Annotated in this window: 20 protein-coding genes and 1 tRNA gene; 8 read left to right on the top strand and 13 right to left on the bottom strand. The window is 63.8% G+C overall.

The annotated features are described in order from the left end of the window. Nucleotides 1-182 precede the first annotated feature (182 nt). The 4 genes from FJ956_RS06665 to FJ956_RS06650 form a co-directional block, all read right to left on the bottom strand. The gene (locus FJ956_RS06665) at nucleotides 183-1,160 is read right to left on the bottom strand and encodes a quinone oxidoreductase (RefSeq protein ID WP_140672950.1); all 978 of its coding nucleotides are present in this window, start codon (nucleotides 1,158-1,160) and stop codon (nucleotides 183-185) included. 134 nt (nucleotides 1,161-1,294) lie between these two features. Continuing rightward, complete coding sequence (gene pcsA, locus FJ956_RS06660) at nucleotides 1,295-2,113, bottom strand: phosphatidylcholine synthase (RefSeq protein ID WP_181170078.1); 819 nt, start codon at nucleotides 2,111-2,113, stop codon at nucleotides 1,295-1,297. Further along, nucleotides 2,110-2,724, bottom strand: a complete 615-nt coding sequence (locus FJ956_RS06655; RefSeq protein WP_140672949.1) for a DUF1326 domain-containing protein — start codon at nucleotides 2,722-2,724, stop codon at nucleotides 2,110-2,112. Before FJ956_RS06655 ends, pcsA begins: the two co-directional genes overlap by 4 nt. Nucleotides 2,725-2,735: 11 nt before the next feature. Further along, entirely contained in the window at nucleotides 2,736-3,626 is an 891-nt protein-coding gene (locus tag FJ956_RS06650) for a DUF2182 domain-containing protein (RefSeq protein ID WP_140672948.1), read from the bottom strand. A 101-nt stretch (nucleotides 3,627-3,727) separates the two neighbouring features. Between FJ956_RS06650 and FJ956_RS06645 the strand changes: the two genes are divergently transcribed. Beyond that, nucleotides 3,728-4,939 (top strand): UbiH/UbiF family hydroxylase, encoded by a 1,212-nt coding sequence (locus FJ956_RS06645; RefSeq protein WP_140672947.1) that lies wholly within the window; start codon nucleotides 3,728-3,730, stop codon nucleotides 4,937-4,939. A 344-nt stretch (nucleotides 4,940-5,283) separates the two neighbouring features. Then, nucleotides 5,284-5,607 carry a heat shock protein HspQ gene (gene hspQ / locus FJ956_RS06640; RefSeq protein ID WP_181170077.1) on the top strand — a complete coding sequence of 108 codons (324 nt, stop codon included), beginning with the start codon at nucleotides 5,284-5,286 and terminating at the stop codon, nucleotides 5,605-5,607. Nucleotides 5,608-5,705: 98 nt separating this feature from the next. Here the strand turns inward: hspQ and FJ956_RS06635 are convergent, their stop codons facing one another. Further along, complete coding sequence (locus tag FJ956_RS06635; protein ID WP_095765425.1) at nucleotides 5,706-6,326, bottom strand: invasion associated locus B family protein; 621 nt, start codon at nucleotides 6,324-6,326, stop codon at nucleotides 5,706-5,708. Between the two features lie 294 nt (nucleotides 6,327-6,620). On the opposite strand from FJ956_RS06635, the gene FJ956_RS06630 reads away from it, so the two are divergent. The 5 genes from FJ956_RS06630 (at nucleotide 6,621) to mgtE (ending at nucleotide 13,805) form a co-directional block, all read left to right on the top strand. Then, nucleotides 6,621-8,441 (top strand): extracellular solute-binding protein, encoded by a 1,821-nt coding sequence (locus FJ956_RS06630; RefSeq protein WP_140672945.1) that lies wholly within the window; start codon nucleotides 6,621-6,623, stop codon nucleotides 8,439-8,441. A gap of 41 nt (nucleotides 8,442-8,482) precedes the next feature. Then, nucleotides 8,483-9,166 carry a DsbA family protein gene (locus tag FJ956_RS06625; RefSeq protein WP_140672944.1) on the top strand — a complete coding sequence of 228 codons (684 nt, stop codon included), beginning with the start codon at nucleotides 8,483-8,485 and terminating at the stop codon, nucleotides 9,164-9,166. A gap of 147 nt (nucleotides 9,167-9,313) precedes the next feature. Beyond that, a complete protein-coding gene (locus FJ956_RS06620; RefSeq protein ID WP_140672943.1) occupies nucleotides 9,314-9,811 on the top strand; it encodes a DUF6252 family protein in 498 nt (165 codons plus the stop codon). Between the two features lie 357 nt (nucleotides 9,812-10,168). Continuing rightward, entirely contained in the window at nucleotides 10,169-12,058 is a 1,890-nt protein-coding gene (locus FJ956_RS06615) for an ABC transporter ATP-binding protein/permease (RefSeq protein WP_181170076.1), read from the top strand. 382 nt (nucleotides 12,059-12,440) lie between these two features. Next, entirely contained in the window at nucleotides 12,441-13,805 is a 1,365-nt protein-coding gene (gene mgtE / locus FJ956_RS06610) for a magnesium transporter (RefSeq protein ID WP_140672941.1), read from the top strand. Nucleotides 13,806-13,854: 49 nt separating this feature from the next. Here the strand turns inward: mgtE and FJ956_RS06605 are convergent, their stop codons facing one another. The 4 genes from FJ956_RS06605 to rpiA all read right to left on the bottom strand — a co-directional run bounded on the left by FJ956_RS06605 (nucleotide 13,855) and on the right by rpiA (nucleotide 17,898). Further along, entirely contained in the window at nucleotides 13,855-15,015 is a 1,161-nt protein-coding gene (locus FJ956_RS06605; protein WP_140672940.1) for a serine hydrolase domain-containing protein, read from the bottom strand. Between the two features lie 41 nt (nucleotides 15,016-15,056). Then, nucleotides 15,057-16,445, bottom strand: a complete 1,389-nt coding sequence (gor, locus tag FJ956_RS06600; protein WP_140672939.1) for a glutathione-disulfide reductase — start codon at nucleotides 16,443-16,445, stop codon at nucleotides 15,057-15,059. A 118-nt stretch (nucleotides 16,446-16,563) separates the two neighbouring features. Next, nucleotides 16,564-17,181 carry a DUF2059 domain-containing protein gene (locus FJ956_RS06595; protein ID WP_140672938.1) on the bottom strand — a complete coding sequence of 206 codons (618 nt, stop codon included), beginning with the start codon at nucleotides 17,179-17,181 and terminating at the stop codon, nucleotides 16,564-16,566. A 21-nt stretch (nucleotides 17,182-17,202) separates the two neighbouring features. Further along, the gene (gene rpiA, locus FJ956_RS06590) at nucleotides 17,203-17,898 is read right to left on the bottom strand and encodes a ribose-5-phosphate isomerase RpiA (RefSeq protein ID WP_140672937.1); all 696 of its coding nucleotides are present in this window, start codon (nucleotides 17,896-17,898) and stop codon (nucleotides 17,203-17,205) included. Nucleotides 17,899-18,048: 150 nt separating this feature from the next. Between rpiA and FJ956_RS06585 the strand changes: the two genes are divergently transcribed. Next, a complete protein-coding gene (locus FJ956_RS06585; protein ID WP_140672936.1) occupies nucleotides 18,049-18,729 on the top strand; it encodes a phosphoglycolate phosphatase in 681 nt (226 codons plus the stop codon). Nucleotides 18,730-18,807: 78 nt separating this feature from the next. On the opposite strand, the gene FJ956_RS06580 is transcribed toward FJ956_RS06585, so the two are convergent. The 4 genes from FJ956_RS06580 to FJ956_RS06570 form a co-directional block, all read right to left on the bottom strand. Next, nucleotides 18,808-18,882, bottom strand: a tRNA-Val gene (locus FJ956_RS06580). Between the two features lie 111 nt (nucleotides 18,883-18,993). Beyond that, nucleotides 18,994-19,164 carry a hypothetical protein gene (locus FJ956_RS30450; protein WP_181170075.1) on the bottom strand — a complete coding sequence of 57 codons (171 nt, stop codon included), beginning with the start codon at nucleotides 19,162-19,164 and terminating at the stop codon, nucleotides 18,994-18,996. A 97-nt stretch (nucleotides 19,165-19,261) separates the two neighbouring features. Further along, nucleotides 19,262-20,785 (bottom strand): MBL fold metallo-hydrolase, encoded by a 1,524-nt coding sequence (locus FJ956_RS06575; RefSeq protein ID WP_140672935.1) that lies wholly within the window; start codon nucleotides 20,783-20,785, stop codon nucleotides 19,262-19,264. Then, nucleotides 20,778-24,452 (bottom strand): S8 family serine peptidase, encoded by a 3,675-nt coding sequence (locus tag FJ956_RS06570; protein ID WP_140672934.1) that lies wholly within the window; start codon nucleotides 24,450-24,452, stop codon nucleotides 20,778-20,780. Before FJ956_RS06570 ends, FJ956_RS06575 begins: the two co-directional genes overlap by 8 nt. Nucleotides 24,453-24,651 lie beyond the last annotated feature (199 nt).

Raw genomic sequence — 24,651 nt, 5'->3', positions numbered from 1 at the left:
AGCACCCGACTTGAAAGAGCTTCAAGAATTTCAGCGGAAACTCAAGGGCTAAGATAGACCTCTTGAGAACGACGGCAAATCCGCAGCGCTTTTCAGGCAAGCCGTGCCTTCGGGCACGGCAAGTCGCTGAAAAACAGGGCAGCCGGCTAAGGCATGATGCCGAGTGTAAGGCGGTGAAAGCTCTAGGGAATGAGGACGGTCGTTCCCGTCGTCTTGCGGGCCTCGAGATCCGCTTGCGCTTGTGCAGCATCCTTCAGCGCATAGCGCTGGTTGATCTTGATCGCGACGGCGCCGCTCTTGACCACGTCGAAAAGCGCTTCGGCCGACTTCACCAGATCCTCGCGCCTGGCGTTGTAGACGAACAGGGTCGGCCGGGTTGCGTAGATCGAGCCCTTCTGCGCCAGGAGCGACATAGAGAAAGGCGGGATCGGCCCGGACGACTGGCCGAAACTCACGAACATGCCGAGCGGCCTCAGGCAATCGAGCGATGCCGGAAAGGTGTCGGCGCCGACGGAATCATAGACGACGTCGCATTTCTTCCCGCCCGTAAGCGCCGCGACGCCGGCGACGAAATCCTGCTCCTTGTAGTTGATGACGTGGTCGAAGCCATGCGCCCGGGCGAGCTCGATCTTGTCGGCGGAACTCGCGGTGCCGATCACGGTCGCGCCTAGATGCTTTGCCCATTGGCCGAGGATGAGGCCAACGCCGCCGGCGGCCGCGTGATAGAGGATCGTGTCGCCGGCCTTGACCGGAAAGGTGCGGCGCAAGAGGTATTCGGCCGTCATGCCTTTCAGCATCATCGCCGCCGCCTTCTCGTCGCTGATGCCGTCCGGCACCTTGACCACACGGTCGGCGGCGATCACCCGTTTCTCGCAATAGGCGCCGACATTGACGGCATAGGCGATGCGGTCGCCGGGCTTCAGCCAGTCGACGCCGGTGCCGAGCGCCAGCACGACGCCCGCTGCCTCCCCGCCTGGTATCAGCGGAAAGCCGGCAGGTGGCTGATAAAGCCCGGAGCGATAGTAGACGTCGATGAAGTTGAGGCCGATCGCCGTGTGCCGGATCAGGATCTGGCCTTCTCCCGGCTGGCCGGGATCGGCATCTTCATAGGCCATGACTTCGGGACCGCCATTGGCGTGGATGCGGATTGCCTTGGACATCGCTCAACTCTCTGAAGGATACGTACACGATATGGAACATGATCCCGAAAGGGAGAACCGGTTTTCGGAAATCATGGGCCGATATACAGCTAGGGCCAGGATGGTCATTCAGCCAAAAATATCCTGACCCAGGATCAGGACTTCTTGGCGCCCAGATTGGGAAACATCTGCATGACGCCTCCGATGCAGGCGAGATAGAGGCCCGTGATCGTGATGCCGATCTTGGTGAAGGTGCTGACCTGCTCTCCCAGCACGCCGATCTTGTCATAGAAGGCGGCAAGTGCTGCCTGCGCCAGCGCCAGTGCGCCGAAGGCGCACCATAGAAGCGTCATGCCGAGATTGGCCGGCCTCAGCCGCGCCACGCGAACCGGATGGATGAAATTGATCGGCACGAAGGTCAGGATGCCTGCGACCACCACAACAGCGAAAGACACCCATGGCCCCGGCTCTATGACGAAGAGCGTGAACACCACCATGTTCCAGACGACCGGGAACCCCTTGAAGAAGTTCTCCTTCGTCTTCATGCCGGTGTCGGCATAGTAGATCGCGCTGGACACGACGATGATGGCCGCAGATAGGAAAGACAGGTTCTCGCCCATGAAGCCGCGCTGATAGAGCGCGAAGGCCGGAATGAGCACGTAAGTGACATAGTCGATGATGTTATCGAGGAGCTCGCCCGACCACGTCGGCAGGATTTCCTTGACTTCGAGCCGCCTGGCGATCGGGCCGTCGATGCCGTCGACGAAAAGCGCCAGCCCCAGCCACCAGAACATCGCCGTCCAGCGTTGCTCGCTCGCCGCCACCAGCGACAGGAAGGCAAGGAACGATCCTGACGCCGTGAGCAGATGAACGGAGAACGCGCGCGCCTGCGGCCACGTCACCTTCTTCTTCGGCAGCGGAAGCCGCTCCGCGATCTTCTTGGCTGCCTTCCTGGCCGCTGTGTTCTTGCTCACGGTCCCCGCCAGTCCAGCTTGCAGATTTCGGCCGAGCGGCCGGCGAAATTCCAGTTGCGGCCGAAGGCACGCATCTTGCTCTTGTCGGACTTCGCCACAATGATTTCCGGCGCGATCCAATATTCCGAATTGGCGATCACCGTATCCTTCTCGCGATCCTTGCCGGGAATTGGCGTCACCGCACCGTCTATGATCTTCGGTATCTGGAAGACGCGCGTCTTGTCGCGCGTCTCGTAGGTGATCGGTACCTGCTCGACGCCGAGGAATTTCCCGACGAGGATCGAAAGCAGCGATGTCGTGCCGCCGGCCTTGCCGGTGAAGATCTTCGTCAGCGCCTTCACCGCATAGACCGAGGCGCGCTTGTCGATGAACAGTCCGGCCGTCCAGTTGCCGCGGCTCATATAGCCGGGGATTTCCATCACCAGCCCGAGATTGAGGCCTGACAGGTCGACGTCGCCGAAATGGCCCGCGTCGATGCGGAAGCCGGCCCAGGTCTGGCAATAGCCCTCGGTCGGCGGATGGCTGCCAAGCGACAGCACGCAGGGACAGAAAACCGTGCAATTGCAGGAGAGTACCAACTCCCCTTTCATTGCCCAGCTTGGGTCGGTCATCGAATTCTCCCTCACCCCGAAACTAATAGCAGGGCAGCCGCCCACACAAGCAGTATCGCACCGGCAACCCGGCTGGCCACCCTGCCAGTGGTCTGTTTTTCGATCAACGTGAACAGGCCGATCAGCGCCATCCAGAAGACGTTCATCGCCCCGACGGCGAACATCACCAGCATCAGCGCCCAGCAGCAACCGAGACACCAAACGCCCTGCTCCAGCCCCAAACGGAAGATACGGCCTGGTTTCGCGCTCCAGTTGGCGAACAGGATCGAGAACGGGTTGCGGCACTTTTCCAGGCATGCCTGTTTCAGGCCGCTGAACTGATAGAGGCCGGCGACGAGCAGCGCGGCGGCGCCGGCAATGCCGATGGCGGGATCGAGCAACCGGCCGGAGCCGGCAAAGGCGTAGATCGCAATCGTCAACAGCGTGAAGCCCGCGGATGCGCCAAGCCATGTGGTAAGATATCCAGCGACAAGCACCAGCGGATGAACGACCGGTTCGCCCTTGATCCTCGCCGTGTCGGCGATTTCGCAATAGGTGCGGATCAGCGGCGCCGCCGAAGGCAGCATCGTCGCCACGGCCATCAGGAACCACATCAGCACCAGCGCCGACGCCTGCAGGCCGGCCGGGCCGGCAAGCGGCGCCGGCGCGAGGCAAAGAGCGAAGAACCGGTCCAGAACACCCGGCAACGGCAGGCTCGGCAGATTCTTCAGCAGCATGTCGCCGGGGACGCCGGCGGGGCTGCTTTCAGCGCCGCGGATCGCCATCGCGCCGAGCAGGAGCCAGGCAAGAGCGACGCCCATGCCGATCGCCAGCATGACAGCGCGACGCGGGCTGCGCGCCACATCCGCCGTCGCCCGGCCCGCCCGGTCGAGATGGCTGAAATCGTGCTGCTCACCACTCATGACAATCGAATGGGCTGAATCGCCGCGTTGATCAAGCCGGCTGATCTGCCCTATATCCACACAAAGGCCCGACGGGTCGCCTCGCATTGTGGAAGCCTGGCGTGGAGCACAACGACAAAGCCCGCATCCTGGTTGCCGGCAGCGGTCCGGCCGGCTTGATCGCGGCGCTCGGCTTTGCCGAGGCCGGCTTCGGCGTGACGCTGGTCGGCCCTGAGGCCAACACCACCGACGGCCGCACCACCGCCCTGATGAATCCAGCGCTCAAGGTTCTCGACCGGCTGGGCATCCTTGCCGAACTGAAGCCGCAGGCCGCGCCGCTCAAGGTGATGCGCATCGTCGACGCAACCCGCCGGTTGATCAGAAGCCCGACCGTGACCTTTCGCGCCAGCGAGATCGGCGAGGAACAGTTCGGACTCAATTTGCCGAACAAGGTTCTGATCCCGATCCTCGCCAAGGCCGTTTCGGCCCATCGCGGCGTCGAATGGCTGAAATCCATTGTCGAGTCATGGCGCCTCGACGCCGATCAGGCCTGCGCCCGGCTGGCCGACGGCAGCGAAATCTCCGCGTCCCTGGCGGTCGCCGCCGACGGACGCCTGTCCCCGGCACGAGAGGCCGCCGGCATTCACGCCTCCGCCCGGCCCTATCCGCAATCAGCGCTCGTGCTCAATTTCGGCCACCGCAGCGAGCACGGCTTCGTTTCGACCGAATTCCACACCGAAAAAGGGCCGTTCACGCAGGTTCCGCTGCCCGGCAGGCGCTCGAGCCTTGTCTGGGTGGTCAAGCCGGAGACCGCGCAGGAGCTTGCCGCGCTCGACGATGCAAGCCTGTCGGAGCGTGTCGAGGAGCAGATGCAGTCGATGCTTGGCCGGGTCTCGGTCGAGCCGGGCCGCCAAGTCTATCCTTTGTCGGCGGCCTCGTCCGGTCGCTTCGCGCAAAACCGCGTGGCGCTGGTCGGCGAGGCAGCGCATGTGTTTCCGCCGATCGGCGCCCAAGGCCTCAACCTCGGCATCAGGGATATCGACGATCTGGTTGGAATCGCGAGTGAAAATAGCGGCGATCCCGGATCACGCCGCAGCCTGGCCTCCTATGACACGAGGCGCCGGCCCGACATATGGGCGCGCAGCGGCGCGGTGAACCTGCTCAATATGTCGCTCTTGTCCGACATGCTGCCGGCGCAGCTGGCGCGCAGCGCCGGCCTCAACGCGCTGGGCGGCTTCGCGCCGCTGCGCGCCTTCTTCATGCGCGAGGGACTGCGGCCCGGCAGCGGTTTTCGCGCGATTGCCGGCGGCCTGAGGAAAGAGGTTGGCCGGTAGGATTCCGTGCCGGAACAAGGCCGATGACGTTTTTTTTCGCTCAGGCGGGAAAACTCCTGCGCGGGCTACCCCGTTGCTTCGGCCAAGGTCAAGGACTTGGCTATTGAATTGCGGCCGCGTCTGCGCCAAAAGGCACCAAGCCGAAAGTTGGGGTCGATTTTTGGCCGGGTGACGTGTAAATTCAAGGTCTTAGGCTCCTTGCGCGCAGCCACGACAGGCGCCTCGGAACAGCGCATGACCCGAAAATCGGATCGATTTTCGAAGAGGATCATGGGCAAAACTAAAGTGCTGCAGCGTCCGTTGCGCGTCCGAGAGGACGCGCGGCGCTGCAGGTGGTGAACGTGATGAAAACGGCCAAATTCTCGATCGGGCAAGTGGTTCGCCATCGGCTGTTTCCGTTCCGCGGCGTGATCTTCGACGTCGATCCCGAATTCGCCAACACCGAGGAATGGTACGAGGCCATTCCCGCCGACGCGCGTCCTCGCAAGGACCAGCCTTTCTACCATCTTCTGGCGGAAAATTCGGAGACTGAGTACATCGCCTATGTGTCCGAGCAGAACCTGCTCGAGGACCGCTCGGGCGAGCCGGTGCGGCATCCGCAGATCGGCGAGATGTTCGACAAGCTGCCGGACGGCCGCTACGAGCCAAAGCGTCAGTCGAAGCACTGAAGCGCTAACGAACGTCGCCCAAGGCGCGCAGCGCGGCGCAACAAAAAAGCGAGGCATTTGCCCCGCTTTTTTGCTTTCCGAGAATCGCGCTTGCGCGATCAGTTCGCGGTCTTGGCCTTGTCCTGCTCGTCCTTGAGCTTCTTGGCGAAGTCCTGATTGTTCTTGGCGACGAAGTCCTGCAGCTTCTTCTGCCGGTCCTCGATGTCCGACTGCTGCAGCGGCGGACCGTCATAGGCGCCGCTGAAGCCGGTGAGCGCGATCTTGATTGGGTTCGGCTGGTTCTGGAAGTTGATCGACGTGAGCGTGATGCCCTGGCCCTTCTTGAAGGACGCGACGAGCTGGTCGCTCAGCGGCACTTCCGCGACGCAGCGATCCGGGAAGCAGATCACATAGTCGAGCTTCTGCGCCTTGCCGGCATCGATCTGGAGCGCAATGCCCGGAGGAACGAGGCGGCCGGTCGGAACCGTAACCTGGAAGACCTTGCGGTTCACCTTGCCCTTGAGCTCGATCAGGCTGACGCCGGTGACGAGCTGGCCGTTGCCGGCGGTGACGATGTTCTGCACATTGCAGATGTCGACGTCTTCCTGCTTGGTGCAGGCCTTGAACCAGCCCTGCGGGATCTGCGGCTGCTGTTGGGCCGAGGCGGTGAAAAGCCCGGCGCCCAGAACGCCGACCACGCCTGCGGCCAGCACCGAAAGGCGGTACGCGTTGATCGTCATATGGTGCACTTTCCTCTCAAATGATCCCGGGGACCGGCTTCTTCGTGCCGTGTGGTCCAGCTACCTGTTGCCCAAATGAGGCAACAGGATGACTTTGGAGCGCGTGTTACACTGCCAGCGGCATCGAATCCAGCCCGGTTTCCGCGATTTCTTCGCTGTTTGCTCTCCCGGGGCGAGCGTCGATAGGTGCCGGAGCGGCTGAACCCGATTCCCAATCGGGCACCGATTCAATCGGGTAAGGAAATGCTCTAGGGTGCATGGCGAATCACAAAGCCGCCCGGCAAGGAGACGGTCATGGACCGCGTTCTCGTTCGGCTGATCGCCGCGACCTCGTTTCTGGCTCTTTCGCTCCTTCCGGCACAGTCGGAGCCGAAGCACGGCATTGCCATGCAGGGCGAGCCGGCGCTGCCGCCCGGCTACCAGCATTTCGACTACGTCAATCCGGACGCGCCGAAAGGCGGAAGCGTCACCTATTGCGTCGTCGGCTCCTTCGACAACCTCAACCCCTTCATCCTGAAAAGCCTGCGCACCACGGCGCGCGGCATGATCGATACCGTTTACGGCAATCTCGTCTTCGAGCCGCTGATGCAGCGCAGCTATGACGAGCCCTTCAGCCTCTACGGACTGTTGGCCGACAGCGCCGACATGGACCCGGAGCGCAAGAGCATCGAGTTTCATCTCAACCCCAATGCGAAATGGTCTGATGGCCAGCCGGTGACGCCGGAAGACGTGCTGTTCACCTATGACGTCTTCACCGACAAGGGCCGCCCACCCTACAGCGACCGCATGAGCATGATCGCCAAGCTGGAAAAGACCGGCGACCACAGCGTGAAATTCACCTTCAACGACAAGGCCAACCGCGAATTCCCGCTGATCGTCGCGCTGACGCCGATCGTCCCTAAGCACGCCTTCGACAAGGACACGTTCGACAAGACCACGCTGAAGCCATTGACCGGCAGCGGACCCTACACCGTCGACAAGGTGCTGCCGGGGCAGCGCATCGTCTTCAAGCGCAACCCGGACTATTGGGGCAAGGACATTCCGTCGAAACGTGGCTTCGACAATTTCGACCAGATCACCATCGAGTATTTTCTCAACGCCAACGCCAAGACGGAAGCGTTCAAGAAAGGCATCTGCGCCCTCGATGACGAGACCGATCCGGTCAAGCGTGAGCGCGACATCGACTTTCCGGCCTTCCGAAAGGGCGATGTGAAGGAAGAATATTTCAACACCGGCATTCCCCCGGTGGTGACCGGCTTCCTGTTCAACACCCGGCTGCCGAAGTTCGAGAATCCCGTTGTCCGCCGCGCCCTCGGCATGCTCTACGACTTCGAATGGACGAACAAGAACCTGTTCGGCGGCAAGTTCAACCGCACCATGAGCTACTGGCAGAATTCCGAGCTTTCGGCGCTCGGCCACCCGGCCGACGATCGTGAAAAGGCGCTGCTTGCACCCTATCCCGGCCGCGTGCCGCCAGATGTGATGGACGGCACCTGGCGCCCGCCGGTGACCGACGGTTCGGGCCAGGACCGCAAGGTGCTCAAAGCGGCCTTCGAACTGCTGAAAGGTGCAGGCTTCCGTGTGCAGGACGGCAAGATGCTCGACGCGCGGGGCAACCCGTTCGGCTTCGAGATCCTGACCTCATCGCAGGACGAAGAGCGGCTGGCGGCCGTCTACCAGCGCACGCTGGAGAAGATTGGTATCGACGTCGGCATCCGTACCCTCGACGGCGATCAGATCCAGTCGCGCAAGCAGCGGTTCGACTTCGAGGTTCTGATCGGGACGAGCGGCTTCAGCAATTCGCTGTCGCCCGGCAGCGAGCAGCTCGGCCGTTGGGGATCGATCGCCGCGAAGACGGAAGGATCGTTCAATCTCGCCGGCGTCGCCGATCCGGCGATCGACGCCGCGATCGACGCCATGCTGAACGCCCGCACCAAGGAAGACTATGTCGCCGCGGTGCGCGTGCTCGACCGGCTGCTGATCTCGGGCAACTACCTGGTGCCGATGCAATACAACACGCAGCAATGGCTCGCTTACTGGAGCTATCTGGAACATCCGCAAAAGACCCCCATATTCGGCTATCAGCTGCCGACCTGGTGGCGAAAGCCAAACTGACGCAAGCCCAGCCATAATCGGGAACCGAAAAGGAGACGAGCATGAGCGCCGAGAACTCCATCACAGTCGATGTCGTGTCCGATGTCGTCTGCCCCTGGTGCTTCATCGGCCAGAGGCGGCTGGACAAGGCCATTGCTTCTGCAAGCGACGTCGACGTGCATGTCAGCTGGCGGCCGTTCCAGCTCGATCCGACCATCCCGCCAGGCGGCATGGATCGCCGCCAATACATGCTCGGCAAGTTCGGCAGCGAGGAACGCATCCAACAGATCCACGCGCGCATCGAGCCGCTCGGCGAGGCCGAGGGCATCCATTTTGCATTTGGCGCCATCAAGGTCGCGGCCAACACGCTTGACGCTCATCGCGTGATCCGCTGGGCGGGAGCCGCGGGTGAAGACGTGCAGAACCGGCTGGTGCGCCGCCTCTTCCAGCTGAATTTCGAGGAAGGCGTGAACATCGGCGACCACGCCGTGCTGGTAAAGGCCGCCGGCGAGGCCGGCATGGATGCGTCGGTGGTCGAAACGCTGCTGCCGACCGATGCCGACGTCGAGGCCGTCCGCAACGAGATCGCCACCGCTTCGCGCATGGGCATCACCGGCGTGCCCTGCTTCCTGCTCGAAGGCAAATACGCGGTGATGGGCGCGCAGGATGCCGACACGCTTGCCGACGCGATCCGCCAGGTGGCCCAAGCCAAGGCGCGCGGCGAGCTCGAAACCGTCGCAGGCTGAGCTTCCTTCTACGCAATTCCGCACGGAAAGCGGTCACGCACTTTTCCCGGAATTGCTCCTGCTCGCCAAACACGATCTGGTGAATCGCTTTGTACGCCACGCTAAGCTAGAACCGCCAAGGGTTTGGCTGATTTGGGGGCGACATAAATGGCAGTCAGGCGTCGCGCATTGTTGCTGTTGTGCTTGCCTTTCGCCTTCGGCCTTCCGCTGACATTGCAGCGCGTATCGGCCGAGGAAGCCGTTATGTCGGCGACCTTCGAAGGCAAACCCTGGACGGTGTCTTTCACCCTGGCACAGACGATGCAGATGGGCGGCAAGCCGGTTTTGAACCTGTCAGGAACAGAACAGGGCTCGCCGACCATGACCTTCAATTCGATGCTGGTCTTGAAGGATCCGAACGACTTTGCCGGCACCTATCCGCTCAAGACCGGGTCGTCCGCGAACAGCGCCAGCTTCAACATTCTCGATTCCGGCGCCATGGTTGGCCATGTCCGTTTCGCCAGCGGCGAGATCGTCGTCGACAAATACGATCCCGCCGCCAAGACCGTTTCCGGTCATTTCAGCGCGTCGGGAAAAGACGAATCGGGCAAGCCCGAAGATCTCATTGACGGTAAATTTTCGGGCATTCCGGTCACCGCCCAATAGCCGTTCCGGCCAGCGGATACCTCTTTTCCATTCACAAACCCGTGTTTTCCGCTTCCCCAAGGGAAGGTTGCCGCCGGCTGGCGCAATCGTCTTTAACGCACTGGAATAAAAGGCGAAATCAGAGCAGCTAACGACCCATGGGCTCGGCCTTTCTGTTGCCCTCGCGCCACGGCAGGTAACCCTGTTCACATTCCTCGGCAGAAAATTAATGGAAAATGATCAATTGGTGTTACCATGTGTAACAAAACTAAGAAAGGTTTGGGCGGGATCGTGACTGGGGTCGGTAGACCGCGACGTACAGTACCGGAGCAAACATCCAGCGAGGCAAAGACCTCGCCTCTGACGCCGGTATCGTCGATGCGTACATTCTGGGGGCTGATGCGAGCCTACTGGTTCTCCGACCGGTGGAAGGAAGCCTGGACCCTCACCATCGTCATCGCGCTGCTGACGGCGTTGTCCAGCAAGGCTGGCGTCTGGTTTGCCGTGGCATTGGGCGAATTGGGCAATTCGATCGCCTTTCTCCACGACGCTGCGAACACCCACCCGTTGCAGACCATCCTGACCAATGCCGGCATATTGGTGCTGCTGGTCATGCTGAAGGATGCCGGCTTCACCGGCGTGCGCAATCTCGTTTCAACGACCTTGCACCGCAAATGGCGGGGCTGGCTGAACAACCAGTTCAATCAGGCCCTGCTCGACGGCAACCATACCCATTTCCATGCCCAGCATGGTTCGGTGGCCGGCGGCATCGTCGCTCCGGACAACATCGATCAGCGCATCCAGGAATCGATCAAGGACATGACCGGCGGCGCTATCGGCCTTGCCATGGGCGTGCTGGGTGTCGCGACTTCGCTCTATTTCATCGGTGAAAACCTGATTGGGTCCTCGGTCGAGGTCAAGGGCCTGGAATTCCTGGGCAGCTACGGCACCGCGGTGCTGGCTTTCCTTGCCGTCGCCATCTACGTGCCGCTGAACACCTGGATCGCGGTCAAGCTCGGGCGCCTGCTCGAGCGGCTCAATGTGCGCATGCAGCAGGCCGAGGGCAGCTATCGCAGCGAGCTGACGACATTCCTGCGCCGCAGCTTCCACGTCGCCGCCTCGCATGGCGAGGGCGTGCAAAAGTCGATGCATGACAGGCTCTATGTCGACATCGACAAGACATGGGGACGGCTCAATGTCGTCAACACCAGCTACACGTCGTTCGAGCTGATCTACAATTTCGTCGGCGCCCGCATCGTTGCCTACTCGCCAGGCCTCGTGTCGTTCATCCACAACCGCCTCGATTACAAAGGCTACATCACCGGCTCCGAAATGGTCGCCCAGTTGATCAGCCAGTGCTCGTGGTTCATCCATGTGATGCCGGCGATCGCGACGCTCAGAGCCAACAGCCAGCGTGTGACCGAACTCGCCGGCGCCATCGAGAACGTCCAGCATCCGCGCGAATTCTATCAGCAGACCGGCCGCTCCGACTTCGGCTACGCCACCCAGAACCCGGTGTTCGGCCTGACCATCCAGAAGCTCGAGCTGGCGCATCAGGGCGAGGACGCCACGCCCTTCCTCAGCGCGGCCAATTTGCGTTTCCGCCGCGGCGAATGGACTTTCCTCAAGGGCGAGTCCGGCTGCGGCAAGACTTCGCTGATCAAGGCGATCAATGGCCTGTGGCCGTACGGTCGTGGCACCATCGTCTTCCCGGAGGGCGTGACGAGTTTCTACGCCGCGCAGGAGGTGAAGCTGCAGCAGGTCTCGCTGAAGCAGCTCGTCTGCCTGCCGGGTTCCGAGAACGACCATAGCGACACGCAGGTCGCGGCGGCCCTGCACAAGGCCGGGCTCGGCGACTTCATCGGCCACCTGGCCGACGAGAGCCGCGAGGGCAAGCTCTGGGACCAGGTGCTTTCGGGCGGCCAAAAGCAGAAGCTGGTGGTCGCGCGCATCATCCTGCAGCAGCCCGGCCTTCTGTTCCTCGACGAAGCGACCGGCGCGCTCGACCCCGAAGGCAAGATCGCCTTCCACCAGGCGATCAAGGACAATTGCGCGAACGTCACCGTCATCAGCGTCATGCACGAGGCGGTGGCTCCGCGCTCGCTTTCCGGCGAGGAATTCTACCACAGCGTGGTCTCGATCGCCGACGGCGTGGCTGTCAAGAAGCCGCTCGCTCCCAGCCTGCCGCGCGAGCTCACCACCATTCTCGCCCAGCCGCGGCCGGTCGAGGACAAGTGGCTGCGCTTCCGCCGACTGAAGCAGAAATAGCAGTCATACCAAGCCTTTGCCCGAGGACCACGCCCCGGCTTCGGCTGCCTGCGATCACAGTCTCGCGATCCGGCCTCCCCGCATCAATTTTCAGGGCCCTGCGCGATTGACTCGGCAAAAACCGCTCGTATGTTGCGCCCGCTCGCCAAATTCAAACCTACAGCGCCGCGCGTCGCTTGGACGCGCAAAGGACGCTGTAGAAACTTAGAATTTGCGCATGATCCTTTCCGAAAATCGAAACCGATTTTCGGGGTCATGCGCGAACCCCGCGAGCAGAAAGGTCAACCCGCCATGCCTGGCGACAGTCACAGTCGAACGCAACCGCCGTCCGCCCTGACGTGACCTGACGGCTCACGTCCTGCCGGACGGCAAGGAGTGAGCCATGAACGAATTCGCACCCGTATTGGACGACGAAGCCGTCGCCGTCGCCCGTGTTCTTGCCAACGATCACGTCGCCGACGTCGTCGAAGCCCTCAACCACGAGCCCCGCGAGACGGCCATCGAGCTGCTCTGCGCCGTGCCGTTCGAGCGGCTGGTCGAGATTTTCGACCAGCCGGAACTCGAAGCAGCACCTGAACTCGCCGAAGCCCTGCCCCGCCCCAAGGCGAGCAAGCTCCTGACCGCCATGTCGGTCGACCGCGCGGCCGACATTCTGCGCGAGCTGGATGAGCCGGCCCGCTCGGAGCTGCTCGGCGCTTTGGCCCCGCCGCTGCGCGCCACGCTGCTCTCCATCCTTGGCTATCCGGAAGGCAGCGCCGCCTCGATCATGACGACGGAATTCGTCAGCGTGCCTTCGGACTGGACCGTCGGGCGCACGCTCGACTACATCCGCAAGGTCGAGCGCACGCGCGAAACCATCTACGCCATCTACATCGTCGATCCGGAGACGCAGCTCCTGCTGCGTTCGACCGGATTGCGCCGGCTGATCACCGGCAACCCGGAGGATTCGATCCTGTCGGTGGCGCCCGATCGGGTGCCGGTGACGGTGACGCCGCTCACCGATCGCGAGAACCTGGCGCAGACCATCTCCAAATATGACCTGCTCGCCTTGCCGGTGGTCGACCACGGCAGGATCCTCGGCATCGTCACCGTCGACGACATCATCGACACGATGATCGAGGAGACGACCGAGGACGTGCATCGTTTCGGCGGCATGGAGGCGCTCGACGAGCCCTACATGAAGATGAGCTTCCTCGCCATGATCCAGAAGCGCGCCGGCTGGCTCTGCGCGCTGTTCCTCAGCGAGATGCTTACGGCCAACGCCATGCAGAGCTACGAGGGCGAGTTGGAGAAGGCGATCGTGCTGACGCTGTTCATCCCGCTGATCATGAGCTCCGGCGGCAACTCCGGCTCGCAGGCGACGTCGCTCGTCATCCGCGCGCTCGCGCTGCGCGAGATCGGGCTGCGCGACTGGTGGCGGGTGGCGCTGCGCGAGCTGCCGACCGGTCTGGTGCTCGGCTCGATCCTCGGCATTGTCGGCATCTGTCGCATCGCGCTCTGGCAGTATTTCGGCTTCTACGACTACGGCTCGCACTGGATGCTGATCGCGGCAACGGTGGGCGCGGCGCTGGTCGGCATCGTCACCTTCGGCTCGCTGTCGGGATCGATGCTGCCCTTCGCGCTGAAGCGCATCGGCTTCGACCCGGCAAGCGCCTCGGCGCCGTTCGTCGCCACACTGGTCGATGTCACCGGACTGGTCATCTACTTCTCGGTGGCGCTGGTGGTCCTGCGCGGCACGCTGCTGTAGGTCTGAAAACTTTACCGCTGCCGGACATGCCGGCGGCGGGTTGTCTCTGTCATCCGGCTTGCCGGCCGTAGATCGCGTCGCGCAGCGCGTCCGGGAAAGCGCCCATCATGCCGGCGATCGCCGTGTTGGTAAGCGCCACCACCGTCAGGTCGAGCGTCGGGTCGACGAACCAGGAATGGCCGTAGACGCCGCCCCATCGCCAGGTGCCCGGAGCCTGCGGCGTCGCCGCCGCCACCGGGTCGCGCAACACGCCAAATCCCAGACCCCAGCCCCAGCCTGGCATGGTCGTCTCCAGACCTGCGATCGCGTCCCTGGTCATTGCCGCCGTTGTCCCGGGGCGGATGACCGTCCCGTCTCCGCGCCGCAGCGCTTCGAGCAGCTTCAGGACATCGCCGGCCGTTCCGTTCATGCCGGTGCCGCCGGATGCAAAGGAAGCGGGATCGAAAGTGCGCCCGGGCGTGAACGAGATGGCGCCATCGCCGAAAGGCACGAGATGATGCTCGCCCATGACGACTGCCCCGCCGGGGCCGTCCGCGTAAGGCATCGCCAACCGGGCCGGGTCACGGACGGCAAAGGCGGTGTCGCTCATACCGAGAGGCCTGGCGACCAGGCGCTCGGCAAGGTCCGGCAAGGTCTCGCCCGTGGCCCTCGCCATCGCCTCGCCCAGAACGTCCATCGCCACCGAATAGCCCCAGCCCGCGCCCGGCGCGAAGGAGAGCGGCACCGACGCGATGCGGCGGAGGTTCTCGGCCATGGAAAGGCCCGGTTGGTCGAGGCCATCCGAGATGCCGGCCCGTTGATAAGGACCACCGGCGGGCTGGCGAAAGCCATAATCGAGGCCGGCGGTATGGGTGAGCAAGTGCCGGATGGTCAAGACGGGCTCGCTGCCGTCGGCCAGCTTCGGTCGGAACTCGGGGATGAATTTCGTCACCGGGTCGGCAAGATCGATCACGCCGGCCTCGACCAAGGCAAGCGCCGCGGTGGCGATGACCGGCTTGGTCACCGAGGCCAGGCGGAAGATCGCGTCCTGTCGCATCGGTTCGTTCGCCTCGCGGTCGGCGACTCCGGCTGCGCGGCCATAAAGGATCTCGCCGCGCCGGGCGACGAGAACGACCGCGCCGACGATACGGCGCTCTTCGATCGCGCCGTCCACGACCTGATCCACGCGCCGGGCAAAGTTGCGGTCGAGCGGCGCGGCGGTGGCGGACATTACGGTCTCCTTGAAATCAGGAATTGCGAACCGGCTGAATGTCAGACGCGTTCGCCGTTCTTCACGCGGTAGGTCGGCTTGTACATCGTCACCAGTTCCTCAGCCGCGGTCGGATGCACGGCCATGGTGCGGTCGAAATCGTCCTTGGTCAGGCCCGCCTTCAGCGGAATGCCGAGAAGCTGCGCCATCTCGCCGGCATCGGGGCCGAGAATGTGGGCGCCGATCACCTTCCTGGATGCGCCGTTGACCACCAGCTTCATCAGCATCTTCTCGTCGCGGCCGGACAGCGTGTGGCGCATCGGACGGAACGATGCGCGATAAATCTCGACATCGGGATAGCGCTTGATCGCGTCGTCTTCCGAGAGGCCGACGGTGCCGATCTCCGGCTGCGAGAACACCGCCGTCGGAATGGTATCGTGGTCCGGCGCGGTCGGATTGTCCTTGAAGGCGGTCTCGATGAAGCACATCGCCTCGTGGATCGCGACCGGCGTCAGTTGCACGCGATGGGTTACGTCGCCGATCGCCCAGATGTTGTCGACATTGGTGCGCGAATATTGGTCGACCATGATCGCGCCCGTCTTGCTGAGCTCCACGCCGACGCCTTCCAGGCCCATATTCTCGGTATTGGGAATACGCCCGATAGCCAGCATGACCTGGTCGACCGTCAGGGTTTGGCCGGAAGACAGCAGAACGTCGAGCCGGCCCTCCGCGGTCTTGCGCACCCATTCCGAAACGGTGGGGCAGAGGATCCTGATCCCCTTTTTCTCCATGGTCTCGTGCAGCGAGCGGCGCAAATCCATGTCGAAGCGGCTGAGAATCTCCTGGCCGCGATAGACCAGCGTGGTGTCGACGCCAAGGCCATGGAAGATGTTGGCGAATTCGACGGCGATGTAGCCGCCGCCCTCGATCATGATCGCTTTCGGCAGTTCCTTGAGATCGAAGGCCTCGTTGGAGAAGATGCAGTATTCGTGGCCTGACAGCGCCGGATGCGGCGCCGGCCGGCCGCCAGTGGCGATCAGGATCTGGTCGGCGCTGACCGTGCGGTCCTCGGCAACCAGATAGATGCTGTGCTGGTCGACGAGCACGGCGCGCGAGTGAAACGTCTCGCCGCCGGAGCCCTCGACATTCCTCTTGTAGATCGCCTCGAGCCGCGCGATCTCCTTGTCCTTGTTGGCGACCAGCGTCTGCCAGTCGAAGCTCGCCTCGGGCACCGTCCAGCCATAGCCGGCAGCGTCGGCGAAATGCTCGGGAAATTGCGAGGCATAGACATAGAGTTTCTTCGGCACGCAGCCGCGGATGACGCAGGTCCCGCCGAACCGGTACTCCTCCGCGATGGCGACGCGCTTGCCGAGAGCCGCCGCCACCCGGGCTGCCCTCACCCCGCCGGAGCCGCCGCCGATGACGAACAGATCATAGTCATAAGCGGCCATCGCTTGGGCTCCTGCGGATGAGAAAGACGGGGTCACAGGTAGGCTGCCAAGCAGCAAAAGAAAAGCCCGGGCAAACCCGGGCTTTGTGGTCCAGCCGCCGTCGGCGGATTGACAGGGATCAGTTCTGCGAATCGTCCGCCGGTGCCGAATTGTCGGCGGGAGCCGAATTGTCCGCCGGAGCGGAACCGTCGGCCGGCGCGGTGGCGTCCGGAGCCGGTGCCGCCGGCGCCGCGGCCTTGGCGGCGGCGGCGATCGTTTCGCCGACCTGCTGGGCGAGGTCGCGGGCAACGCCGTTCTGCCAGATCTCGGCGGCCTTCACGAGGTCGCGCGTGACCGCGGGGCCGCTGTCGAGCAGCTTCTTGCCGGCCGCCGAGCTGTAGAAGGTGGCGATGTCGTTGAGCTCCTGCTCGGAAAACACCTTGGCGTAGGCGAGCGCTGCTTCCTTTTCGAGATCCGCGCGCCGCGAGGCAAGGCCGAGCGCTTTCTCGGCCACGGTCTTGCCGATCAGCTCCTGCATGTCGGGGTTCTTCTGGATGAGCTGCGCCTCGAGCGCGCCGGCCGCCTGCGGCAGGATGTTGTCGAACGTGTCCGTGGCATGGATCGCCGCGACGGCCGCGCGCGCCGCCTTCAAATGCGATTCGCTGACATCCTGCGCAAACACCGGCGAAGACAGCGCAAGGACGGCCGAGGCCGCCAGAAGCATCGAAAGGCGGCGAACTCGTTTAGGCAACATCATGGTCGATAGAACTCCCTGGTTTCAGGCTGCATGGACGGTTTCAATACCGTCGCCGCCGGCGATGATGGCCGTTGACGCCAGCCCGATGAATAGACCGTGCTCGACAACGCCTGGAATGGCGAAGAGAGCATTCGACAGCGCTCTTGTATCCGGAATGCGGCCAAAAGATGCATCGAGGATAAAGTGGCCGCCGTCTGTAACAAATGGCTGGCTTCCCGTCATCCTCAATGTAACCGGGCCGGAAAGGCCGAGCTCTGCGGCGGCGGCTCGAACCGCGATTTCGGTGGCGCGCAGGCCGAATTTGTTGACCTCGATGGGCAGCGGGAACCGACCCAGTGTCCCGACCATCTTTGACTTGTCGGCGATGACGATCATGCGGTCGGATGCCGCCGCGACGATTTTCTCGCGCAGCAGCGCGCCGCCGCCGCCCTTGATCAGGGTCAGGTCCGGATCGACCTCGTCGGCGCCGTCGATGGTGAGGTCGAGTTCCGGCGTCTCCTCGAGCGTGGACAGCGGCACGCCGAGCTCGCGGCAGAGCGCCGCGGTGCGCTCCGAGGTCGGCACGCCAATGACCTTGAGGCCGGTCGCAACCTTCTCTGCCAGCAGCCGCACGAACGCCTCCGCCGTGGTGCCGGTGCCGATGCCGAGCCGCATGCCGTCGCCGACATGGGCGAGCGCGGCCCGCGCGGCTTCGACCTTCAACTGCCTTGCATCCATGGGGAGCCCCGATTTCGCCGGTTTCGCGCGCCTCGTAGCATTTTTGCCTGTCCCGTCAAAGGGCCGCGCTGTGGACCGATCGAGGCTTCTTGCTTGAACCCGGCCCAAGCTGTATCGGCTGCGGCAATTCAATCGCTACAGGAACGCACCATGCCGAGCCCGATCATCGTCTTCGACCTGGATGGAACGCTGGTCGATACGGCGCCGGACCTGCTCGACAGCCTCAATCACAGCCTGGCTGCAAGCGACCTCGCCGCTGTCGACGAAGCCGGTTTCCGGCGCTTCGTCGGCCATGGCGGGCGCGTCATGATCGAACGCGCGCATGCCGCTCAGAACAAGGCGCTGGTGGGGGAAGAGCACGACCGGCTGCTGAACCTTTTCCTCGATCATTACACGCTGAACATTCCCGGCAAGTCCCGTCCCTACCCCGGCGTCGTTGCCGCGCTCGATCGTTTCCAGGCCGCTGGCTATCTGATGGCGGTTTGCACCAACAAATACGAAGCCAATTCCGTGGCGCTGATCGGCGCGCTCGGCCTGTCGAGCTATTTTGCCGCGATCTGCGGCCAGGATACGTTCGCCTTCCGCAAGCCCGACCCGCGCCATCTCACGGAGACGATCCGGCTGGCCGGCGGCGATGCGGAGAACGCCTTGATGATCGGCGATTCGCAAACCGACATCGACACCGCCAAGGCTGCCGGCATTCCGGTGGTCGCGGTCGATTTCGGCTACACCGACCGTCATGTGCGCGAATTCGAGCCCACGCTGGTGATCTCGCATTTCGACACGCTGACGCCGCAACTGGCGGAGCGGTTGATCGCGGCGGCACGCTGAGCGCGCAGACCCGTCTTCCCAAGTGCAATTGTCGAAGAATTCGTCGGGCCATTCATCCAACACTATCAAGCTGTTGGATGGTGGGCGATGCAGGGATTGAACCTGCGACCCCACCCGTGTGAAGGGTGTGCTCTCCCGCTGAGCTAATCGCCCGCTCTTTGCCCGAAGGCCGAAGCGAGCCGCGATATAAGGTAGGCAAGCTCTCGAAGTCAAGGCGATGTGCCGACGATCTTCGAAGGACCGCCGAGCCGAGCCGGTTGAGCTCTAAATCAGCCCTCTCCGCACATTCATGCGCGTCACAGCCGTCACCAGAATGGCGCCGGTCATGAAATAGAGCGTGGCGATGATGTGGCCTTGATGGAAATGCAGCCCGGCAAACAAAAGAGCCGTGACCACGGCAAGGAAGGCGATGACGCGCGAGAATTGATCGGGCATGGGGCGACCTTGTGCAATGTGTCGGACGGCCGCCCTCATTCAGCCGCTCGCTCCATAGATCGGTTTTCGATTTTTCGCAATCGGCTCGGTGCGAACCTCAAACCAAATCCACCTCGACCCATAGTCCGCCTGGCCCGCGTGCCGCATCGCGCGGCGCGCTGCGCACCGCCTGGATCGAGCCGGACGGCGCGGCAAAAGCCGGCTTTCCGTTCTTGTCGGCGAGCCATGGATCGTCGGCGCGAATGACGCGGCCCTTGGTCTTCGTCTCGAGCGCGGTCAGGATGCCGTCATAGGGCATCTCGCCCCAGTGCACCCTCACCGCGTCGATCTTGTTGGTCGGGATGAAGGCCGACAGGTCGCTGCTCGTCAGCAGGTCAAAACCCCGTTTTTCCGGCGTGGCGTTCTGGCTGCCGTGATGGGCGACCTTGAGATAGACGGTGCGCGCCAGAAGGTCGGCCGACGTGACGGTGCCCTGCCCCGCCGGCCATGTCAGATCCTTCCAGCTCAGCCAGTTGCCGATCTGGGCATCGCCCGGGAACAGCAGCACCCGGCCCGAGTCGATGAACTCGAAGGCCAGTACAAGGCTGGTGTTGTTGACGCCGCGGTCAAGCTGCAGGGCAAGGTCGGCGGCAATCCCCATCCAGTCGGCGTCGATGCGCCGCCAGGACTGGTCGCGGTCTTCCATCGCGGCCGCGGCCGAAACCGGCCCGGAATAATGCTTGCGGACATAGGCGCCGACATCGATGGCCGGGTCGCTGCCCTTGTCGCCGTCGAGCGCCGCAGAAAGCGGCGTGCCGACATTGCGCTCGAACGGACTGAGCTCGTCGACGTAACCGGCATCGGCCGCCTCGTTAATGTTGAGACCGTTCGCCAGCGCCCGCGCGAACGGACCGCCGCCGGCCAGCGGGAACATCTCGCTCGCCTTCTCCTCCAGCCGAAGCGCCGCCTTGTCGCGCGGCGGGCCGAGCACATAGATGCGCAGATTGGGCAATGCGTCGATAGATACCGGCGGCCCGCCGGGCTCGAAATAGGTCGGCGACGGTTTCTGCGACAGCTTTGCCGCCGCGTCGCGGGCCGAACGCACCCGCTCCCCGGCGGCGCCGAACTGGAAGCCAAGCACGGACTGCAGGCCGTCGCGAACGCCGGCCATGTAGGAACTGAGCCCTTGCATTCCGTCGAGCTTCTGGCCCACGCCCTGCAGCGCGGCGATTGCCTGGCCCTTGAACTTGTCGAGTTCCGCGGCCTCCGCGTCGGCGGGATTTTCGGTCCACCCCATCCAGACATCGGCGACGACAAAATCCTTGAAAAGATCCTTCGCCGTCAGGAACCCGGAGACATGGTCCCAGTGTTCGTGCGTGACGACGAGGATGTCGATCTTGCCGCCGGTCTCCTTCCTGATGTCGGCGACGATGTCGCCGACCAGCGCCGGGCCACCCTTGATCGATACATGGATGCCGCAATCGATGAGCATGCGGAATGGCTTACCGTCCACCTTCTTGAACGTCAGCAGATGGCAATCGCCGATGCCCTGGCAATAATGCCTCACGGTAACGACCGATGCTGGCGCTACCGCTGCGGCCGTTTTTGCCGGCCTTGTCCTTGCCGCCGGCTTTCTAGACATGGTCGTCGTCTCCGTCGCTGGCATGCAGCAAGGCAAAGGGTTCTGACACGTCGCCGCCGAAATAGAGCGCTCGCAGCGGCGACAGATAGTTGGCGGCCATAGTCCCGGCCTGACGCTTCTGCCGGTCCGCGCTGCCGGTGTTCTTGATGATCGAGTAGCGGATCTCCTCGAACCCCTCGCGCGGGTCTATGATGATGGTGGCGCCGCCCCGGAACCAGAAGAAGCCGTCGCCCTTGGCCATGCCTTGCGGCATCGCCGTGCCGTCGAGCGCAACCGGAATGCGCTGCTGGATGACCGCCACGACCTCGACGCGGAACGAACCGTCCGGCTCGACGCGGCGCGTCGGGCGCACGCTGTAGATGTCGAAGGTCGTCTCGCCTTTCTTCGGCGCATGCATGACCGTGCCGTCCTCATTGTAGCGCGGCAGATCGGGCAGCAGGCCGAACTGCGTGTAGAGGTTAGGGTTGGAGGCGAAGGCCTTGTGCATCGCCTTCCACAGCGCGTAGCGGTTCTTGTCGTTGAGCGCGAAGATCTCGGCCCGCTTCAATTTCTGGTTCCAGCCGAGGTCGATCCTGCTGAGCAGTCCTTTCAGCCAGGTCGGCGACGGGTCCTCCGGCGCGCTCCAGGCGAGCGTCTCTTCCGAGATGGTGCGCACGTCGCGCGGCAGAAGCTTCCATTTGCGGAACGATTCCAGGAAGGCCAGGCGGTAGTGGAGCGGATCGTCGGGATAGGCGTCGCGGTCGGCGGTGATCAGCGCGCGCAGATATTCGCCGAAGGTGATGTCGACGGAAGGGCAATAGTCGAGCGCGCGGATGCACATGGTCAGCATTTGCCTGGCGGTCTTGGCGACCTCGTCGGTCAGGCGTTCGACCAGGCTCGGATGCAAGGTTCCCGCCGGCAGGATGCCGGAGCCGCCGGTGGCAAGCTGGATCAGATCGTCGGTCCGCCGATCGGCGATCGCCAGGAAGGCCTGGTAGGCGGCGAAGACCAGGATCGAGCCCCGGTCATGCGCCTCGAACGTCTTGTCGTAGTCGAGATCGGCCATGCCGGCGCCGCCATATTCACGCAACGGCCCGGCCCGGCCGCTGCCTTCGCCGAATTGCTTGGCGATGCCGGAAAGCAGCGAAGCGGCCGACAATTCGCCCCTCGCCTTGCCGATCTCGAAGCTTACCAGCTCCTTCAGCGTGAAATGCTGGAACAGCGCGACAATGTCGGCGAAGGCCTCGTGGAAGGCCGGCACGTCCGGGTTGGACGCTTCCTGGAAGCGGCGATGCAGCCCGTCGAGCAGCGCATGTGACATCTCATGCGCGACGATGTCGCTGGACAGGCAGGAGAACACCGTCGTTCCGGGCGTGGTGACATCGCCCTGATTGCTGGTCGCCGGGAAATAGCCGAACAGCAGCGCCTTCTTTTCCGGGCTGTAATAGGCATTCTGCGCGCGCAACGCATGCGGATAGATGCGCAGGCGCGGCACGTAGCGCGCCTTCACCGTCATGTCGCCGGTCCGGCCGGTAGCTTCGGCATAATGCGGCGCCCACAACGCCCGCCGGCCAAGCGCGCGCTCGAAATGGCCGATCGTGGTCATGGCGACGGCGTAGACCATCTGCTGGTGGAATTTCGGATTGCCTTCCGAAGGCGGCAGGCCATCCTGCGCCAGAAGCACCTTGTCGTTGAGGTCTACCGGATCGTAGACGCGGTCGGAGGCGGGGTCGACATCGACCACCTCGAGATATTCGCCGATCGGACCCGGCAGCAACGGCCTGTCCGTCGCCGGTTCGTCGTCCCACGGCACAGAAAGCGTCGCCTGGTAGACCGAAACCGAATCCAGCCGTTTCGCCACCGAAGGATCGAGCGCGTAAATGCGCAGGCGCCGTTGCGGCGGTGGCAGCGGCCGTGGCTTGCGCTTGATGGCCGGCGCGGGGCCCATGACCGGCGCCGGAACCGCTACGCTGGCGCCCGGCCGTCCGAGCAAACCTTCCAGAAAGGCCTTCAGCGGCTTCGACGGGTTGCCTTGGTCGAGCGCCGCTTCGAGATAGCGGTTGCGGGCCGCGGCCGAAATATTGCCCGGATCGCCGTCCGGGTCGGCGATCGCCTGCTCGATTGACGCCGTGGCTTGCGCCATCTGCATCAGTTCAAGCGCAAACATCGTCCGCTGCCGAAGCGTCGCCGGCGGTGGCGCCGCCAACGAATTCCCGCCGGTCAAAAGGTCGAGCCAGCTCCACGTGTAGGTGGCTCGAGCGAGCTTCGTCAGGCTGTTCGCCGCCGGCGGCGGGAAGCTCAGCGCATCGAAGGCCCGCAAAACGCCCTGCCCGATCTTCTCCTTCGTCTCCGCCGCATTCATCTTGGCCGTCGATTTCGAGGCCTTCGCGAACAACGCCTTGCGGACGGCCTCGACACGCATCCAGGGCTGAGGATAATTCTTCACCACGTCCCAGTGCTCGGCCAGCCACAGAGCGGCCGCTGCCGCGACCTGCGGGGTGGCGGCGGAGGTGCCGCTGCCGTCCATGTCGACGACCTTGCGGCAATCGATCTCGGCCCAGGGCACGTTCGGCGTGTAGGCGCCGAGCGCGGTGGCCATCTTCGAAGGCGGGCCATAATTGCCCTGCATGGTGCCGAGGGCGAGCCCGGCATAGGCGCGCCCGTCGCCCATCACGCCGCAGGCCGCAAGCACCCGGTTGTAGCGCGCGGGATAGACGATGCTGCGCGGCGTGATGGTGAAATTGTTGCCCGCCGCCGTGACCATGACCACGCCGTGATCGTAGGCAAGGTTGACGGCGTCGACCAGCGCCTGCGAGGCGAGGCCGCCCATGCTCATCGACAACACCTGCGCGCCCTGCTTACGCGCATAGTCGATGCCTTGCACCATGGTGCCGGTGGTCAGCCGCACCACCCAGTCGGCGATGCGCACCGGCAGGATTTTCGCCAGTGGTGCGCCGCCGACGAAATCGTTGAAGCCCGGCCAGTGCGGCGAGGAGCCATCGAGCTTGTTGCCGGCAAGCAGGCTGAGCGTGCCGGTGCCATGGCCGCGATTGCTGGTCAGCGTGCCGGCCGGAGCGTGGTCGGTCGCGTTGTTCGGGCCGGTCCCGTCGTTGACGAAATTGCGCTGCTGCGCTGTAAGAAGTCCTGCTGGAAGGGTTTCGTGACCAGGATCGAAACCGGTATCGAGATGGGCGATGGTGATGGTGGCCTGCTTGGCGCCGACGCTTTCGCGCGCGGCCTTGAACTGGCTGAAGTCCGGCGCGGCATTCCATGCGACGCGCCCCGCGACCACCGCCTGTCCGCCCTGCGGGTCCTGATCGTCGAATGCACAGACCGGAGCTGCGCTTGCCGCCATGCCGCGATCGCCGCCGCTGTCCTTGTAGTCCCACTGCTGCACGATATCGGGCTCGATTGCGAGCACCTCGGCGCCCGCGGCGGCCAGCGCCGGAGTCCGGGCGGCAAAACCGTGGGCGTGGTCCCAGGGATTGTCCGCATCGGCGGTATCCGTGGCCAACCGCAACCAGGTGGCGCCGCGATCAGCGACCGCGGCCGTACCGGCGCTAGCGTCGGCCGGCAGAGTAAGGATCGGCTCGGCTTCGATCCCGCCAATCCGCGGCGGCCCGCCTCGCACCGAGAGCCCCGCGCCGTCGCCGCGAATCTTTACAAGGAGACCCTTCGCGGCAGCCATGGCGTGCCCTCCCCCAAAGATGAACCATGGCGCCGACCGTCCGCTACAGTCAAGCCGAGGTTCCAGCCACGCTCTGACTGATCTCTTTGCCGACTAGGCAATCATACCGGCTGCAAGGCAACGATTGATCGAGGCGTGAACCATGCATCTCCGAAATAACCATCGGTCCGCCCGGCGCACATATCTGTGAGCACCTTCA

It is taken from the genome of Mesorhizobium sp. B2-4-3, from assembly GCF_006442815.1.
Classification (GTDB): Bacteria; Pseudomonadota; Alphaproteobacteria; order Rhizobiales; family Rhizobiaceae; genus Mesorhizobium.
Note: the sequence above shows the minus strand (reverse complement) of the source record. Positions and strands in the feature narration are given on the sequence as shown.